Below are 16,993 nucleotides of genomic sequence, written 5' to 3'. Positions count from 1 at the left end.
AGGGCGTAGCGCCGCCAGGGCAGGCTGAGCTGCCCGGCGTACTGGGCGACCACGCGGGCCAGGGGGACGGTCTGGTCGTAGCGCAGGGCCAGCCGGCGCCCGCCGTGGTCCTCGAAGCGGTAGATCAGGCTCTCGTCGTCGCCCAGCTTGCCCTCCAGGGCCTCGGCGTACTCGATGATCGGTGTCTGGAGCGGCTCGAAGCCGTGGCGCTCGCACACCCCCGTGATGGTGGCGACGATGTGCTGGCGCAGCATCATCGCCTGGGGCAGGTGGTCGCGCATACCTTTGATGTTCTGTATCTTGGCCATACTCAATTGCTCCATAAAACGAATTGCGCGGGCGCTGCGCCCCGCCCCCGCCTTCACATGCGGGCGCTGCGCCCCGCCCCCGCCTTCACATGCGGGCGCTGCGCCCCGCCCCCGCCCAGGGGCTGCCGCCCCTGGACCCCGCTCAGGGGGCGCTGCCCCCTGAAACCCCCAATTTTATGCTTCAGTATGCCAACTGCCCGTTGTCATGACAAGGCGCGGTGCGGGATGTGCTCTGCCAGCCTCTTTTCATGTGTCGGGCAGCAGCATTGACGCTGTCTCCCACACCGCCCGCACCTGCGCAGCTGTCATGACAACGGGCATTCAATCTGCCGCCGGCCTAAGATTCCAGGGTTCGAAGGGGCGGAGCCCCTCGCGGGAGTCCAGAGGGCTGGCCCTCTGGCGCGGGGTCTGGGGGCGCGCAGCCCCCAGCGGAGATACCGGGCCTGGGGGCGCGCAGCCCCCAGCGGAGATACCGGGCCTGGGGGCGCGCAGCCCCCAGCGGAGATACCGGGCCTGGGGGCGCGCAGCCCCCAGCATGATCACCTCGCCAGCTCGACCGTCGAGAGGTCGAGGATTCCCATCGGCGTCACCTCAAGGCCGCGCACGTAGGGCTTGACCAGGGTGTAGGCGATGTCGTGGTAGATCGGGATCACCGGCGCGTCGGCCAGGATCTGGCGCTCGGCCTGGTGGTAGAGGTCGAAGCGCGCCGCCTCGTCCTTCTCCACGGCGGCCCGGCTGAGCAGGTCGTTCACCTGCGGGCTGTCGTAGCTGGTGTGGTTCTCGCCGCTGCCCCCGCGGAACAGCACGTCGAGGAAGTTCTCCGGGTCGGGGTAGTCGGCGATCCAGCCGCTGCCGTAGATCTGGAACGTGTTTGCGTCGAGGGCGGCCAGGAAGTCGCCGTAGTCCTCGTAGCCGCGCACCTCGATGGTGATGCCCAGCTCATCTTTGGCCACCTCGGCCAGGGTGCCGGCCCAGCTGCCGTAGGCCGCGATCGGCGGGAGCTTGTCGGCGCCGCCGTAGCGCGACTCGGCCAGCAGCGCCTTGGCCCTGGCGATGTCGGATTCGGCCTGGGGCAGCTGCGGGTCGTAGCCGGGCATGCCGGGCGGCAGGATGCCGCGCGCCGCCTCGGCTGCCCCGTCCAGCGTCACCTCGGCCACTTTGGCCCGGTCGATCAGCAGGGCGAAGGCCTGGCGCACCTTGGGGTCGTCGAAGGGCGGCAGGCTCACGTTCAGGCCCATGTAGTAGATCGAGAGCTGCGGCACGCGCAGCAGCTCCTTCGAGAGCGCGCTGCTGGTGTCCTCCACGCGGGCCAGGGCGTAGGTGGGCACGTCGGTCACGTCGATGTCGCCCTGCTCGTAGAGCTGCATGGGGTTGCTGGCGGCGGCGCCCATCAGGAAGCGCACCCGGTCGAGCTTCGGGATGTCGCGGTAGAAGTTTAGGTTGCGCTTGAGCACGAGCAGCTGGTCGTGGTCCCAGCGCTCGATGGCGAAGGGGCCGCTGCCGTTGGGCCGCTCGGTCCAGTCGCCCCGGCCGTCGGCTTCGACCGCCCGCCGGTCTACTACAAAGCTGGTGACGTGGGAGAGCTTGGCGAGGAAGTAGCTCTTGGGCGAGTCGATCTGCATCACCACGGTGTGCGCGTCGGGGGCGCTCAGCCCGGAGATGCTGCTGGCCTTCCCGGCGATCTTCTCGCGCACGCCGACGATATCGCCCAGGTAGGTGGCGGCTGGCAGGAACTTCGCCAGCCCCGGGTCGCTGGCCCGCTCCAGCGAGTAGATCACGTCGTCCGACGTGATCGGCGCGCCGTCGGCGAAGCGGGCGTCCATGCGCAGGGAGAAGGTGTAGGTTAGGCCGTCGGGCGAGACCACCCATGACGCGGCGAGGTCGGGCTGGACCTCTAGCCGGCTGTTGAGGCGGGTCAGGCCGCTAAAGAGCTGGCGGATGATGAAGGCGCTGCCGACATCGCCGGCCAGTGCCGGGTCGAGCGTATTCGGGTCGCGCGCGCCCAGGGCCATGATCAGGGTGCCGCCGTTGCCGAAGTTTGTCGGCGTCGCGGTCATGCCGGCCGAGATGAAGTTCGTCGGCGTGGGCACGGGTCTGGAGGTGCCGCAGGCGGCGAGGAGGAGTATGAGAATGATGAATATTGAATGATGAATGATGAATGCCGGACGCCGCAGATTCATTGTAGGAAGCTCCGCTTGGGAAGACGATCATTCAACATTCAACATTCAACGTTCATCATTCGCGCCAGCGAGCTGCCCGCAGGCGGCGGCGATCTCGACCCCGCGCTCGACGCGCACGGTGCAGGCCACGCCGTAGTCCACCAGCACCTGCTGGAAGGCGCGCACGCGCGCGTGCTCGGAGCGGCCGAGGGGCGCGCCGGGCACCGGGTTCCAGGGGATGAGGTTGACGTGACATAATAATGGCACGCCGCGATTGGCCCCGTCGGCGGTGTGGCCGCGCAGCAGCTTGGCCAGGGCCAGCGCCTGGTGCGGCTGGTCGTTCTGGCCCTGGAGCAGCACATACTCGAAGGAGACGCGCCGCCCGGTCGTATCGATATACTCGCGGGCCGCGTCGAGCAGGTCGCCGATCGGGAAGCGGTCGTTGATCGGCATCAGCGCGCTGCGCAGGGCGTCGTCGGGGGCGTGGAGCGAGATCGCCAGGTTGATCGGCAGGCCCTCGCCGGCCAGGCGGCGGATGCCCTGCGCGAGGCCCACCGTCGAGACCGTCATGCTGCGGGCGCCCATGTTGAGGCCCTGCGGGTCGTGCAGGCGCTGCACCGACTCCCACCAGCGGTCGTAGTTGGCCAGCGGCTCGCCCATGCCCATGAAGACGAGGTTCGAGATCCGGCCGAGCTGCTGGACGGGGGCCGGCGCGTCGGCCACCCAGCGGCTCCCATCGTCCTGTGGCCCACCAGCTGCCCGATCTGTCCCCTGTCCCCTGTCCCCTGTCCCCTGTCCCCTGTCCCCTGTCCCCTGCCAAGCCCGCAGCTCGCGGCTGGCCCAGAGCGCCTGCTCGACGATCTCGCCGGGGCTGAGGTTGCGTAGCAGGCCGAGCTTGCCGGTGGCGCAGAAGACGCAGCCCATGGCGCAGCCGGCCTGGGTCGAGACGCAGGCGGTGGCCCGGTCGGCGTAGATCATCAGCACCGTCTCGACGACGACGCCATCGGGCAGGGCGAAGAGCGCCTTGCGAGTCAGTCCGTCGTCGGAGGTCTGGGTGCGGACGAGCCGCAGGCCGCCGATAGATGTCTCGGCCGACAGGCGATCGCGCAGGGTGAGCGGCAGGTCGGTCATCGCCGCCGGGTTGGCGGCAAGGTTTACATAAAGCTGGCGGTAGATCTGGCGGGCGCGGAAGGCCGGCTGGCCCCAGCCGCGCATCAGGGTCTCCAGGTCGGCCAGATTCATATCATAGAGCGAGGGTTTTGGCATAGCGGCTCAATTATAGCATCCTTCCGCCGGGGGCGTCAGGTGCCGATACTCACCCCACACTCATCCAGGCTGAACAACTTTCTAAACAAACTCATGGTACCCTATATTTATACCCGTTATCGGTTGTAGTATATGTGATGGAATGGAGTAGAGGATGAATCGAAGGAACCTGATCATCGCCGCCGCAGTCATCGTACTGCTCGCCGCCGGGGTTGGTGCCTGGCTGTATAACGCGGTGCTCGGCGACACCGAGGCCGCCAGCGGGCCGATCACGGCGGTGCCGCTGGCGGTGATCGCGCCGACCGAGGCGCCCGTCGCCGCCGCGCCGACCGAGGCGCCCGCCGCCGCCGCGCCGACCGAGGCGCCCGCCGCCGCCGCGCCCGCCACCACAGAGCTCACCAAATTCCAGATCGTCCAGGCCGAGTCGCAGGCCAGCTTCACCCTCGACGAGCTGCTGCGCGGCCAGCCCAAGACGGTGGTCGGCACGACCGACCAGGTCGCCGGGGAGATCGCCGTCAACCCGGCCGACCTAAGCAGCGCCCAGATCGGCCCGATCACCGTGAACGCCCGCACCCTCGCCACCGACAGCGGCATGCGCGACCGGGCGATCAAGAACTTCATCCTGAGCACCGACAGCTACGAGCTGATCACCTTCGCGCCCACCGGGATCACCGGCCTGAGCGGCAGCGGCGCGCCCGGCACGCCCTACAGCTTCCAGATCGCCGGCGAGCTGACCATCCGCGACACGACGGTGCCGGTCGTCTTCGAGGCCACCGTCACGGCCGAGAGCGCCAGCCGGCTGAGCGGCACGGCGACGACGACGGTGAACCGGGGCGACTTTGGCCTGGAGATCCCCAATGTGCCGAGCGTGGCGAATGTGAGCGAGCAGGTGCAGATCGAGATCAGCTTTGTGGCCGAGGCCGCGTAGCTGCGCTACGCGCAAGGTAAAAGGCTCTGTTTTACCTTTTACCTTTTACCTTTTACCTTTTACCTTTTACCTTTTACCTTCTCAAAAGCACCGCCCCGCCGTAGGCCGGCAGCAGCAGGTCGCCGCCGTCGAGGGCCGCCCCCTCGCTCTCGACGGCGATCTCCCAGTCGCCCTCGGGCAGCGGGATGCGCCCGGCGCCGGGGCCGTTGTTCAGCGCCGCCAGCAGCTCGCGCCCGCCGGCCTCGCACAGGTAGGCGTAGTGCCCGCCCGCGTCGTCGATGTGGGCGGCGCGGCGGCGCCCGCGCCAGACCGCCGCCGTCTCGCGGCGCATCGCCCCCAGCCGCCGGTAGAAGCCCAGCAGGTCGGCGTCCTGCGCCGCGCCCCAGCGCATCGGCAGGCGCGACTCCTCGGGGTGGCCGCTGCCATCCATATGCCGCACGTCGAGCTGCTGGCTCAGGCCGACCTCGGTGCCGTAGTAGAGCACCGGCGGGTGCGGCAGGGTGTACTGGCAGAGGGCGGCCAGCTTCAGCTTGCGCACGTCGCCCTGGACGATCCAGAGGAAGCGGTTCATATCGTGGTTGTCGAGGAAGCTCGGCATCACGAAGTCGGGCGGGAAGGCCCCCAGGTGCCGGCTGAGGAAGGTGTCGAGCTGGCTGGCCCGCATCTGGCCGAAGCCGAAGAAGAGCCGGATCACCTGGAGCAGCAGGAAGTCGAGGCAGCCGTCCAGCCGGCCGACATAGGAGTGCAGCATCTCGGCGGTATCGACCGCCTCGCCGATCATCACGCTGTCGGGGCGGATGGCGCGCATGGCGGCGCGGAAGTCCACCCAGAAGGCGTGCGAGGGGCCGATGGTATAGTCGAGGCGGAAGCCATCGACGCCCTGCCGTAGCCAGTGGGCCGCCGCCGCGATCATCGCCCGGCGGGCCTCGGGGTGGTCGCTGTCGAGCTGGGGCAGGCTGCGCACCCCGAAGAAGGAGACGTAGGTCTCGGGGTACTCGGTGAAGGTGAACCAGGGGAAGGTCGGGCTCTGCGGGTCGCGCAGGGCGGCCTGGAAGTCCGGGTGCTCCTGGGAGACGTGGTTGGCCGTGTAGTCGAAGATCACGCGGATGCCGCGGGCGTGGGCGGCGTCGATCAGGGCGCGCAGCTCCTCGGGGCTGCCCAGGCGCGGCTCGACCCCGTAGAAGTCGGTCGCGTCATAGCCGTGGTGCGAGGGGCTGGGGAAGATCGGCGAGAGCCAGATCGCCCCCGCGCCGAGGGCCTCGATATAGTCGAGCTGCTCGATCACGCCGGCGATCGTGCCGCCGTAGAAGCCCATCGGCGTGCGCGGCCGCTGGAAGGGCCGGCCGCCGCCGGGGCTGAAGCGGTCCACAAAGACGTGGTAGATGACCGCGTCGTGGAGCCATGCCGGCGACCGCTCGCGGTCCACGCGGAAGGCGAAGGTGCGCGCGCGGCGCACAAAGGTCAGGCCGAACTCGGCGCCCATCACGCGCAGGTAGTGGTCGCCGGGGGCGCTGTCGCCGATCACGCTGCCGTCGCCCGGCGTGCTGCCGACGATCTCGGAGGCCCAGCTGCCGCCCTCGGACAGCGAGGACCAGGCCTCCCTTCAGGTCCGGGAAGGCCGTCGGCCCGAAGCCCACGTTCTGGCCGAAGTCGCGCAGCTCCAGCCGGTCGCCCGCGAACCTGAAGGTCGCCGTCACGCGGAAGGGCGTCTCGGTGTAGTAGACCACCAGCCGGTAGCGGTCGGCGGACTCCCACGCCCCGGCGGCGGCCACCGGGTGGCTGCCCGGGCGGTCGCTGAAGGTGGTCTCGCCCGCGCGCCACGCGCCGTCGCCTGCTGCGATCTGGTGCTCGCCCTCGCCGTTGCGGATCGTGATCGTGCAGCCCGCTGGATCGAAGCGCAAGCCGATTGCCTCGATGCCCATCTCGTTCGGCTCGATCATGTAGCTGTGGCCCGAGACCTCGGCGGCCAGGGCGGGCGTCGGCAGCCCGCTGGGCGGGGCCAGCTCCAGCCCGGCCAGCCGCTCGGCCAGGGCCGCCTGCGCCGCCGGGTCGGCGGGCAGCAGGTCCGCGCCCATCGCCGGCAGCAGGTGCTGCCAGGCCAGGCTCAGCGGCCGCTGCATGTCGCTGAGCCCGCCGGTGATCGCCAGCACCGCATCCTGCTCGGGCATGACGACACAGTACTGGCCGAAGGCCCCGTCGCCCCGGTAGGCGTCGTGGCGACACATCCAGAACTGGTAGCCGTAGCCCTGCGCCCAGTCGCTCTGTGGGTCGTCGCCATTCACCGTCTGGAGCGTGCTCGCCGCCGCCACCCAGTCCGCAGGGACGAGCTGCTGGCCCCGCCAGACGCCCTTCTGGAGGTAGAGCTGGCCGAAGCGGGCGATCGCGTCGGTGGTGATGTTCAGCCCGTAGCCGCCGACATTAATGCCGCGCGGGCATGTCCACCAGGTGGCATGATCGATGCCCAGCGGGTCGAGCAGGCGCGGCCGCAGGTACTCCAGCAGGGTCACGCCGGTGATCCGCTGGATGATCGCCGAGAGCATGTAGGTGGCGCCGGTGTTGTAGAGGAAGTGTGTGCCCGGCGTGTGCCGCACCGGGATCGCCAGGATGTCGCGCGCCCAGTTGTCGGTCTGCTTGTCTGGCGGCAGCATGGTGTCGACGTCGTGCCCGGTGGACATGGCCAGCAGGTGGCGCACACGCATGGCCGCCAGGTTCGCGCTCACCTTGGCCGGCAGGTCGTCGGGGAAGAATCCGACCACCGGGTCGTCCACGCTCAGCAGGCCCTCGGCCACCGCCAGGCCGACCGCCGTCGCGGTGAAGCTCTTGCTCAGCGAGAAGAGGATGTGCGGCGCGTCCCGCTCGTAGGGCGCCCACCAGCCCTCGGCCAGCACGTGGCCGTGGCGCAGCAGCATGAAGCTGTGCAGGCTGTCGACCTCGCGCTCCACGGCGTCGATAAAGGCGTGAATGGCCGACGAGGCGACTCCCTGCTCCTCGGGGGCGCTGCGCGGCAGCTGCGGCTCTGCGGTCATGATCTCATTGCCCTCATAGAAAACAGCTATAGTTGGTCGGGCTCGCCTGCGTCGCAGGCGAGCCCGACCAACTATAGCACGTCTCGGGGCCGCAGACTCCCCACCGCCCCGTCATCCCAGGGCATGTGCAAGGTCCCTGCCCCCCGGCTGGCGACTGAAAGTCGCGCCAACGGGGCGCTGCGCGCCGGGCGTCGGCCTGCGCCGACGCCGCACCCGCCCGCGTAGGCGCAGGCCAGCCGCAGGCTCCCGTGGCGCGCCTTCCCGTCGCCCGCGACGTTGCACATGCTCTGCCCGTCATCCGCCGACCTGCCGCTCCATATCAGGGTCGAGGGTGGGTGCGTCAGGGACAAACCCCTCGGCGGCGCGCTCAAGGTTGACGCGCAGCTTCGTGAGCAGGCGGGTCATCTCGATCGGCTTGACATCATAGTCGTCGCAGCCGACGGCGAGGCAGCGGGTGCGATCCTCGGACATGGTGAACGCGGTGAGGGCGATCACCGGGATGCGCCGGGTGGACTCGTCGGCCTTGAGGCGGTAGGTTGCCTGCCAGCCGTTGAGCACGGGCAGGCCCATATCCATAATGATCACGTCGGGGATGTGCGTGCGGGCCATCGCCAGCGCCTTGGCCCCGTCCGACGCGGAGATCACCTCGTACCCGTTGAGCGAGAGCATGCGCTCGATCATCTCACGGTTGATCTTGTCATCCTCGACGATAAGCACCTTGGGCATAGACGAGCTCCTTACACGGAATTGTGCCTCGCGCGCTGCGCTCCATGAGGTTGTATCACTACGACAGAGGCTCGTTTGCTGACAAAAGCGTCATAAAGGCGCAAGATGGAGGCAGCACCGACAACAATTCGTTCAGGTGGAGTTTCGGCCAGGGCATGTGCAACGTCCCTGCCCCCCCGGCTGGCGACTGAAAGTTGCGCCAACGGGGCGCTGCGCGCCGGGCGTCGGCCTGCGCCGACGCCGCTACCCGCCCACGTAGGCGCAGGCCAGCCGCAGGCTCCCGTGGCGCGCCTTCCCGTCGCCAGCGACGTTGCACATGCCCTGGAGTTTCGGCGTGCCGCCAGCATACGCGCCGCCACCTATGGTACTATGCCCCTCGTCACCATACTGAAGGCGAAAGGAGCCGTCGATGTCGCTGCCGATCAGTCGGATCACCATCTACAAGCACGGCGTGGGCTACTTCGAGCGGCGGGGACCGCTGAGCGGCGAGAGCCTAAGGCTCACCTTCGCCCGCGAGGCGATGGACGATGTGCTCAAGAGCCTGGTGGCCATGGATCTGGGCGCCGGGCAGGTGCGCAGCGTCGACTTCGAGACCCCCGAGGACCGCGCGGCCGTCCTGGAGCGCGGCAGCATCCACCTCTCCGACCGCCAGAGCATGCTCGACCTGCTGCGCGATCTGCGCGGGCGGCGGGCGCGCCTCGTGCTCGACGCCGAGGGCGAGATCGTGATCGAGGGGCTGATCGTCGGCGTCGACTATGAGCAGGACGAGCCGCTGCGCCGGGCGATCGTGTCGATCTACGAGGCCGACGCGCGCCAGGTGCGCGCCCTGCCGATCGCCGAGCTCGCCCGCGTCGACCTGCTCGACGACGCGGCGGCCGCCGACCTTGGCTACTTCCTCAAGGCCGCCCAGAGCGAGGAGGATCGCCGCAGCGCCATCATCCACCTCAGCCCCGGCGACCACGACCTGCTGGTGGGCTACATCGCCCCCGCCCCGGCCTGGCGGGTCAGCTACCGGCTGCTCTTCGAGGAGAAGGATGAAGGCGGAAGGATGAAGGATGAAGCCGGAACATCGGGTGCGCAGGAGGCTTCACCCCTCAGCCCTCAGCCCTCAGCCTTCGTCCTTCTTCAGGGCTGGGGCATCTTCGACAACCAGATGGACGAGGACCTGGATCAGGTGGAGCTGACCCTGGTTGCCGGCATGCCGATCTCGTTCCGCTACCGGCTCTACGAGCCGCGCACGCCGGAGCGGCCCCTGGTGGAGGATGAGGAGCGCACCGTGGGCGCGCCGATCTTCTTCGACGCGGCGCCCCAGGCCCCCCCGGCCGCCGAGATGATGGCCCTCGGCGATGTTATGCGCGCGCCCATGGCCGCGCCGGCCCCGGCGGGCGCCGCCAAGATGGCCCGCCGCGAGCGCTTCTCGGCCCAGGAGCTCGACGAGGCGGTCGAGATCAACACCCTGGGCGACGACCCAGGAGACCGTTACGTCCTGGCGGCTACTTCGCCGAGGGCCTCAGGGGGCCAGTGGAGCATCTGGCCGCGGCAGAGCTGCGCCATGGGTAGGCTGGCCACCTCGTGGCCGGCCAGCTCCAGCGGACACTTCCCGCGCACACGTTTTTAGGTGTCCGGGGTGAGCGGAGTGAAGCGTTAGCACCACTCGAAGACTGCATGCTTGCCTTTCGCGGGTGGGGCACATGAGTCTTGTGGTAAAGCTCCATGTACACCCGTCCGCGACGGCTGGCAAATCTATACCCGAGCAGATCGGCCCTGCGAGGCCGACATGATGAAGCGCCCCGGCGACGGAGCGCTTCCTACTGGCGCTGATTAGTCCCTGCCGCGTAACGGTCTCGGAATTCGCCAGCGGTATCAACAGTACGCCGCACCCAAGGCTCGTATATCCGTGGGTGTGGCCAATGGCTGTCGGCCCCAAGGCCCGGCCGCCCCCGCACCCCCGCCTGCGCTGGCGCCGCCCCCGCGTTTCGGGTAGAATTCAGAGGGCCACGCCGGCTAGCGCCGAGGAGCACCTATGATTAGCCCGACCATCCGCGAGCGGCGCGAGGCCCTGGAGACGCAGACGCTCTCGCACATGGCGGCCCTCAGTGTCGCCGCCGTGCGCGAGCGACCTGAGGCCGCGTGCCCGATCCGCCCGTCCTACCAGCACGACCGCGACCGCATCCTGCACTCCAAGCCCTTCCGCAGGCTCAAGCATAAGACCCAGGTCTTCATCGCGCCGGTGGGTGACCACTACCGCACCCGGCTCACCCACACCCTCGAGGTGACGCAGATCTCGCGCACGGTGGCCCGCGCCCTGCGCCTGAACGAGGATCTCACTGAGGCGATCGGATTGGGCCACGACATTGGGCACGCACCCTTCGGCCACGCCGGCGAGACGGCCCTGACCCGGATCTACCCCGACCACTTCCGGCACAACGAGCAGAGTCGACGGATCGTCGAGGTGATCGAGCGCGATGGCGATGGGCTAAACCTGACCTACGCCGTGCGTGAGGGGATCTACCTGCACTCGAAGGCCCGCCGCGATATTATGACCACGGCCTGGGGCACCGCGAGCACCCTTGAGGGCCAGATCATTAAGATCTGCGACAGCGTGGCCTATATCAACCACGATATTGACGACTCCATCCGCGCCGGGGTGCTGCGCCCCGAGGATCTGCCTCGGGACTGCCTCGATGTGCTTGGCCACAGCCACGGCGTGCGGATCAACACGATGGTCAGCGATCTGATCCGCCACAACTGGTGGGCCAGCGGCGAGGGCGACGCGCCCGACCCGCCGCTGCTCACGATGAGCCCGGACATCCTCTCCGCCACCAACCGGCTGCGCGAGTTCATGTTCAGCCACGTCTACGTCACTCCCAGCGCCAGGCAGGACGAGGAGAAGGTGCGCTTTGTGATCGAGACGCTCTATGCCCACTTCTGCGCGCACCTCGGCGATCTGCCCGCCGACCTGCTGCGGATCAACCGGCGCCGCCAGGAGCCGCCCGAGCGGGCTGTGGTAGACTATATCTCCGGCATGACCGACCGCTACGCCCTGGAGGTGTTTAAGCGGATCTTCATCCCCAGGACCTGGGGGGCGTGAGGAATTGCAGATTGTAGATTGCAGATTACAGATTGAGCATAGCCCAATCTGCAATCTGCAATCTGCAATCTGCAATCTGCAATTGACATGAGCCAGATCGACGAGGTCCGCACAAAGACTGATATCATCGAGGTGGTCGGCGCCTCGGGCGTGAGCCTGCGCAAGACGGGGCGCAGCTTCGTGGGCTTCTGCCCCTTCCACCCCAACTCGCGCACGCCGGCCTTCACCGTCTACCCCGACTCGCAGAGCTTCTACTGCTTCGGCTGCCACGCCTCGGGCACGGTCTTCGACTATGTGATGCGCAAGCAGGGGCTGGACTTTAAGGACGCCCTGGAGCAGCTGGCGGCGCGGGCGGGGGTGCGCCTGGAGCCTAAGGGCGACCAGGAGCGCCAGGAGGACGCCCGGCGCACGCGCCTGCTGGAGATCAACGCCGCCGCCGCCAAGTACTTCAACTATGTGCTGCTCAGCCTGGCCCGCGGCCAGCCCGGCCGCGACTACGTCGAGCGGCGCGGCCTGACCCCCGAGACGGTCGAGTCCTTCCAGATCGGCTACAGCCTGGAGGAGTGGGGCCATCTCTGGGCCTACCTGACGGGCAAGAAGGGCTACCCGCCCGAGGATGTGGTGGCCGCAGGCCTGGCGATCGACCACGAGACGCGCGGCCCCTACGACCGCTTCCGCGGCCGGCTGATCTTCCCCATCCGCGACGCGCGCGGCCAGGTGGTGGGCTTCGGCGGGCGGGCGCTCGGCGACGCCCAGCCCAAGTACCTGAACACGCCCGAGACCCTGCTCTTCAAGAAGGGTGAGCTGCTCTACGGCCTCGACCTGGCCCGCGACGCCATCCGCAACGAGGACCGCACGGTGGTGGTGGAGGGCTACGTGGATGTGATCACCGCCCACCAGCACGGCTTCCGCAACGTGGTTGCCCCGCTGGGCACGGCGATCACCAAGGGCCACGTGGCCCTGCTCAAGCGGCTCTCGCACAATGTCTACATGGCCCTGGACGCCGACGCCGCCGGGCAGAAGGCCACGCTCAAGGGGCTGAGCGCCCTGCGCGATGGCGCGGAGGATGGCGAGGGCGGGCACCTGGTGGCCACGGCCCAGGGCGCGGTGCGCCTGGAGAGCGACGTCAGCCTGCGGATCATCAGGATGCCCGAGGGCCGCGACCCCGACGAGGTGATCAAGGCCGACCCGGAGCTCTGGCGGCGGCTGGTGGCCGACGCGGCCCCGGTGATGGAGTTCTACATCGGGGCATACACCGCCGGCCTGGATCTGGGCGACCCGCAGGGCCAGCGGGCGGCCCTGGAGAAGCTGCTGCCCCTGCTCGCCGAGCTCGACGGCGCCCAGCAGCGGGTCTACATCGCCCGGCTGGAGCAGGTGATCGGGATCAAGGCCGAGCTGATCCTGGATCTGCTGCGGGGCGGAGGGAAGCAGGCGGCAAGCGGCAGGCGGAGGGAAGCAGGCGGCAGGCGGCAGGCGGCAGGCGGCTATCCGGCTGCCGATGCTGCTCGGCCTCCCGCCTCCCGCCTCCCGCCTCCTGCCTCCGCCCCACGCACCCCGGCGAACAGCGTGGAGGACTACCTGCTGGCCCTGGCACTGCGCCACAACACGGTGGTGCCGGCCGCCGTGGAGGCGATGCTGGAGCTAGGGTTGGAGAAACACCCCATCGTTCGCGAGATGCTGGGCGGCGGGCTGGAGGATCTGCTGGAGGACCCGGCGAACCAGCAGATCTGGGCGGCCTTCACCGGGCTGCCGATCGAGGGCCGGCCGACCGATGAGGCGGGCCTGGAGGCCTGGGCGAACTGGCTTGAGGAGCCGCTGCGCGAGCGCTTCCTGGCGCTGCTGGCCGGCGCCCAGATCCACCCGCAGGACTTCCGCCACCGCCAGGAGGCCGAGGACTGCGCCCGCAGCCTGCGCCTCCAGCAGGCCAGGCGGCTCCACGCCATGCTGCTTCAGCGGATCGCCGAGCCGCCTGAGGAGGGCGGCGACCCGAGCCGCGCCGCCGAGCTGCGCCAGTTCACCGCCCTCACCCAGTTCATCTCGGACGCCAAGACCCCGCCGCGCACGAGCACCTTCCCCGACCTGCGCGACCGGCTGGGGAAGGCGTGATTCTGGGGCATTAACGTACGGGCGCAGCAGCAGTTATAGGATGGGCAGGCAGGAGCGTATCCTGGGCTGCTGCGCCCCAACAGCCCCTTCCTACATCTGCCGGAAGAGGCTGCCGCGCTGCGCCCAGGCCCAGGCATTGCTCGGGTCGAGCTCGACGGCGCGGGTGAGGTCGATGTAGGCCTCCTCGAAGATCTTCAGCGACTGGTAGGCCGCGCCGCGCCGGCTGAGCGCCCAGGAGTCCTTGGGGTTGATCTCGATGGCGCGCGAGAGGTCGGCCACCGCCTCCTCGTAACGCCGCATGAGACGGTAGGTCTCGCCGCGCTCGGCGATGACCCATGCCTCGTCGGGGCGCAGCTCGTAGGCGCGCGAGAAGTCCTCCAGCGCCTCGCTGTGACGCCCGAGGGCGCGCAGGGCCTGGCCGCGGCTGCCCAGCGCCCAGGCGTAGGCCGGGTTCTCGGCGATGGCGCGCGAGAAGTCGGCCACCGCCTCGTCGTAGCGCTTGTGCAGGCGGTGGATCTCGCCGCGCTCAGCGAGGGCGCTGGTGTGGTTCGGGCGCAGCTCGATCACCCGCGAGAAGTCGGCGATCGCCTCGTCGTAACGCTTCTCGCTGCGGTGAAGGATTCCTCGCTGCATGATCGCCCAGACGTAGCCCGAATCGATCTCGATGGCGCGCGAGAAGTCGGCCAGGGCGTCCTCAGTCTGGCCGAGGGCGCGGCGGGCCGCGCCCCGGCTGCCCAGCGCCCACGCGTAGCTGGGGTCGAGATCCAGGGCGTGGCTCAGGTCGTCGAGCGCCTCGTCGAGGTGGCCCATGAGCCGCTGGACCTCGCCGCGCTCGGCGTAGAGCCAGGCCTGGTTATCCTCGATGCGGATGGCCTGGTCGAGGTCGGTGAGTGCCTCATCGTAGCGCTGCTGCTCGCGGTAGGCGATGGCGCGGTGGCCGATAGCCCAGGTGTAGTTGGCCTGGATCTCGATGGCGCGCGAGAAGTCGCTGATCGCCTGGTCGTGGCGGCCCATGGTGCGGTGGAGCTCGCCGCGCTCGGCGATCACCCAGGCCATGGTCGGGCGCAGCTCGATGGCGCGGGTGAAGTCGGCCAGGGCCTCATCGTGGCGGCGCAGCGAGCGGAGGGCCTGTCCTCTGCTGCCCAGCGCCCACGGGTACTCCGGGTCGAGCTCGAGCGCCCGCGAGAAGTCGGCCACCGCCTCCTCGTAGCGGCGCAGCAGGCGGTAGGTCTCGCCGCGCTCGGCGTGGTAGGCGGCGTCGTCGGGCACGAGCTCGATGGCGCGGGCGAAGTCCTCCAGTGCCTCCTGGTAGCGCCCGACCTCGCGGAGGATCTGGCCGCGCTGGTAGCGCGCCCAGGTGTAGCTCGGGTCGATCTCGATGGCGCGGGTGAAGTCCGACAGGGCGGCCTCGTTGCGGTCTTTGAGCAGGTCGTCGAGCGACATAGCATCTCTCTGAATTGCAGATTGCAGATTGCAGATTGCAGATTATCGATCCATGCACTTCACACTGTGTGGTACGTGTATTGCGCGGAGTTGGGTTCAAATCTGCAATCTGCAATCTCCAATCTGCAATCACATCAGGCGCAGGAGCATCTTGAGGTAGAAGGGCAGCATCAGCTCCATCTCCCAGGCCACCTCCATATTCGGCAGCACCACCTGCTGGTAGGTGACGGCGTGGTGCAGGGCGGCCAGGGGCTGGGCGAGCTCGAAGGCGCGCTCCAGCCGCCCGCGCGGCATGTGGGTGGCCCACGGGCCGAGGTAGGCGTCACGCAGGCGCTCGCGGGCGCCGGGCTCCTTCGGGAGGTGGTCCTCGGCCTCGATCAGGAACAGCAGCAGGCTGAAGAAGGGGTGCGAGATCGAGCTGTCCGACCAGTCGAGGAAGGTGAACCCGCCGGGGCCGGCGATGATCTGGCCGGCCCAGAGGTCGCCGTGCTCGATGGCCAGCGGCAGGCCGTAGCCCTCCAGCTCGACGCACAGCTCGCGCAGGCGCGGGGCGAGGTCGTGCAGATCGGCGCGCTGCGCGTCGGTCAGGCCGGCGGGGCGGCCGGGTAGGGTGGCATCCACATCGGACAGCAGCGGGCCGATCTGCTCGGCGAGCATGCTGAGCGGTCGGTCGGGCACGCCCGCCGCCCGCAGCTCGCCCAGCCGGCCGGCGCTGGCGATCTGGAGCTCGGCGAAGCTGCGCAGGGCCGCCTCCCAGATCTCGATCTCGGGCTGCTCGTCCAGGCTGTGGCCGGGCACGGCGGGCGTCAGCATCCAGCCCCGGGCCGGGTCGATGGCCAGGGGCGCCGCGACTCGGGCCGGGTCGCGGGCGGCCAGCACCGCCGAGAGGGCCGGCTCGTGGGCGAACATCGGCGGAACCGCCTTGAAGTACACGTCCCCGCGCGACGTTGGCGCGCGCAGGATGGCCGAGCGCTGCCAGGAGCGCAGCTGCTCGACGGGGCCACGCTGGGTGATGCCGAAGGCGCCCAGGGTCTCGGCGACCCAGGTGGCGGCGGCGGGGTGCCAGCCGGGCATGTACCAGGGTGCGCGCGTGCCCGGGGCGGGCGCGCCATCGTCGTACCAGCCGAACCACTCGCTGATCGGCCCGCGCTGGCGCGGCAGCTCCAGGGAGAGCGCCGCCGCCTCCGCGCGCCCAGCCCAGATCGCCCCCTGCGGCGGGCACCACCCCGGCTCGCGCAGGGCCGCCACGTAGATCTTCGAGAGCAGCTCCGAGTCCCGCTCGTAGTCGATCGCCGCGCAGCGCAGGGTGTGGACCGCCGCCCCGTAGCGATCGGCCACCGCCCGGCCAACGTGGGCGACATCCTGCCAGAAGCGGCGCTCGGCGGCGGAGAATCCGGGCAGCCGCCAGCCTACCTCCCCGGGCAGCAGCAGCACCTCGGCGCGCTCCGGGTGCCCCAGGATGATGTGGTATTCGTAGGTGAGGGGGGTGTCAGTCATCACTCGTCTTTGGGTAGGTAGGGGCAGGGCCGCAGGCCCTGCCCCTACCTACTCATCTAAGAGCCCGCCGTGCCCGAGGGCGACGATGTCGCGGCGGCGGATGGGCTGGCCGGCCATCAGGCGGGGCAGCAGCAGGTCGACAATGTTGGCGTTGCGCGAGCGCACGCAGCCGGGGGCGCCGAGCACGGGCAGGCCGCCCAGGTAGGCCATCAGCAGCAGGTTGCCCGGCTCGACCGGGGCGCCGTAGTGCTCGATGTGGCCGCCCGCCAGGCGGATCGCCCGCGGCGTGACATCGTCGCTGTCCACCACCGAGGTCTCCCCGGCGATGATGATCAGCTCGGCGCCGGCGGCGCGCAGCTCGGCCAGGGCCTCGGCGACCGCCGCCTCGTCCGGCGGGACGCTGCGCAGGGCGAGGACCCGCCCTCCCAGATCATGGACGCGGC

The 16,993-nt window shown here is 69.5% G+C and carries 13 protein-coding genes; 4 read left to right on the top strand and 9 right to left on the bottom strand.

Features of this window, described 5'->3' with window-relative positions:
* The 3 genes from K2Z83_RS20120 to K2Z83_RS20110 form a co-directional block, all read right to left on the bottom strand.
* On the bottom strand, nt 1-308 hold a 308-nt coding region (locus K2Z83_RS20120), incomplete at its 3' end, for an ATP phosphoribosyltransferase regulatory subunit (protein ID WP_220596978.1).
* A gap of 539 nt (nt 309-847) precedes the next feature.
* Nucleotides 848-2,488 carry a peptide ABC transporter substrate-binding protein gene (locus K2Z83_RS20115; RefSeq protein WP_220596977.1) on the bottom strand — a complete coding sequence of 547 codons (1,641 nt, stop codon included), beginning with the start codon at nt 2,486-2,488 and terminating at the stop codon, nt 848-850.
* 45 nt (nt 2,489-2,533) lie between these two features.
* Complete coding sequence (locus K2Z83_RS20110) at nt 2,534-3,733, bottom strand: radical SAM protein (RefSeq protein ID WP_220596976.1); 1,200 nt, start codon at nt 3,731-3,733, stop codon at nt 2,534-2,536.
* Nucleotides 3,734-3,887: 154 nt separating this feature from the next.
* Between K2Z83_RS20110 and K2Z83_RS20105 the strand changes: the two genes are divergently transcribed.
* Nucleotides 3,888-4,661, top strand: a complete 774-nt coding sequence (locus tag K2Z83_RS20105; protein WP_220596975.1) for a YceI family protein — start codon at nt 3,888-3,890, stop codon at nt 4,659-4,661.
* Nucleotides 4,662-4,734: 73 nt separating this feature from the next.
* On the opposite strand, the gene K2Z83_RS20100 is transcribed toward K2Z83_RS20105, so the two are convergent.
* From K2Z83_RS20100 to K2Z83_RS20095, 3 genes are all read right to left on the bottom strand, one after another.
* Nucleotides 4,735-5,946, bottom strand: coding sequence for an alpha-amylase family glycosyl hydrolase (locus tag K2Z83_RS20100; protein ID WP_370650228.1), 1,212 nt, complete (start codon nt 5,944-5,946; stop codon nt 4,735-4,737).
* Complete coding sequence (locus K2Z83_RS30060) at nt 5,855-7,687, bottom strand: serine hydrolase domain-containing protein (RefSeq protein WP_370650225.1); 1,833 nt, start codon at nt 7,685-7,687, stop codon at nt 5,855-5,857. The genes K2Z83_RS20100 and K2Z83_RS30060 overlap by 92 nt, the downstream gene beginning before the upstream one ends.
* A 294-nt stretch (nt 7,688-7,981) precedes the next feature.
* Nucleotides 7,982-8,413: a response regulator gene (locus K2Z83_RS20095; RefSeq protein WP_220596974.1), complete on the bottom strand. Its 432-nt coding sequence runs from the start codon at nt 8,411-8,413 to the stop codon at nt 7,982-7,984.
* A 409-nt stretch (nt 8,414-8,822) separates the two neighbouring features.
* Here K2Z83_RS20095 and K2Z83_RS20090 point away from each other — a divergent pair, with 409 nt between their 5' ends.
* The 3 genes from K2Z83_RS20090 (at nt 8,823) to dnaG (ending at nt 13,610) form a co-directional block, all read left to right on the top strand.
* On the top strand, nt 8,823-10,031 hold the full coding sequence (locus K2Z83_RS20090; protein WP_220596973.1) for a hypothetical protein: 1,209 nt from the start codon (nt 8,823-8,825) through the stop codon (nt 10,029-10,031).
* A 405-nt stretch (nt 10,032-10,436) separates the two neighbouring features.
* On the top strand, nt 10,437-11,504 hold the full coding sequence (locus K2Z83_RS20085) for a deoxyguanosinetriphosphate triphosphohydrolase (protein ID WP_220596972.1): 1,068 nt from the start codon (nt 10,437-10,439) through the stop codon (nt 11,502-11,504).
* A gap of 87 nt (nt 11,505-11,591) precedes the next feature.
* Entirely contained in the window at nt 11,592-13,610 is a 2,019-nt protein-coding gene (dnaG, locus tag K2Z83_RS20080; protein WP_220596971.1) for a DNA primase, read from the top strand.
* A gap of 90 nt (nt 13,611-13,700) precedes the next feature.
* Here the strand turns inward: dnaG and K2Z83_RS20075 are convergent, their stop codons facing one another.
* The 3 genes from K2Z83_RS20075 to K2Z83_RS20065 all read right to left on the bottom strand — a co-directional run.
* Complete coding sequence (locus K2Z83_RS20075) at nt 13,701-15,053, bottom strand: tetratricopeptide repeat protein (protein ID WP_220596970.1); 1,353 nt, start codon at nt 15,051-15,053, stop codon at nt 13,701-13,703.
* A 129-nt stretch (nt 15,054-15,182) separates the two neighbouring features.
* Entirely contained in the window at nt 15,183-16,550 is a 1,368-nt protein-coding gene (locus K2Z83_RS20070; protein WP_220596969.1) for a hypothetical protein, read from the bottom strand.
* 48 nt (nt 16,551-16,598) lie between these two features.
* Nucleotides 16,599-16,993, bottom strand: a 395-nt coding sequence (locus K2Z83_RS20065; RefSeq protein ID WP_255604315.1) for a molybdopterin-binding protein, incomplete at its 5' end; no start/stop codon positions are given.

This window comes from Oscillochloris sp. ZM17-4, assembly GCF_019599295.1.
In the GTDB taxonomy this organism is placed as follows: Bacteria; Chloroflexota; Chloroflexia; order Chloroflexales; family Chloroflexaceae; genus Oscillochloris.
The sequence above is the reverse complement of the archived record's forward strand: the minus strand, read 5'-3'. Positions and strand labels throughout refer to the sequence as shown.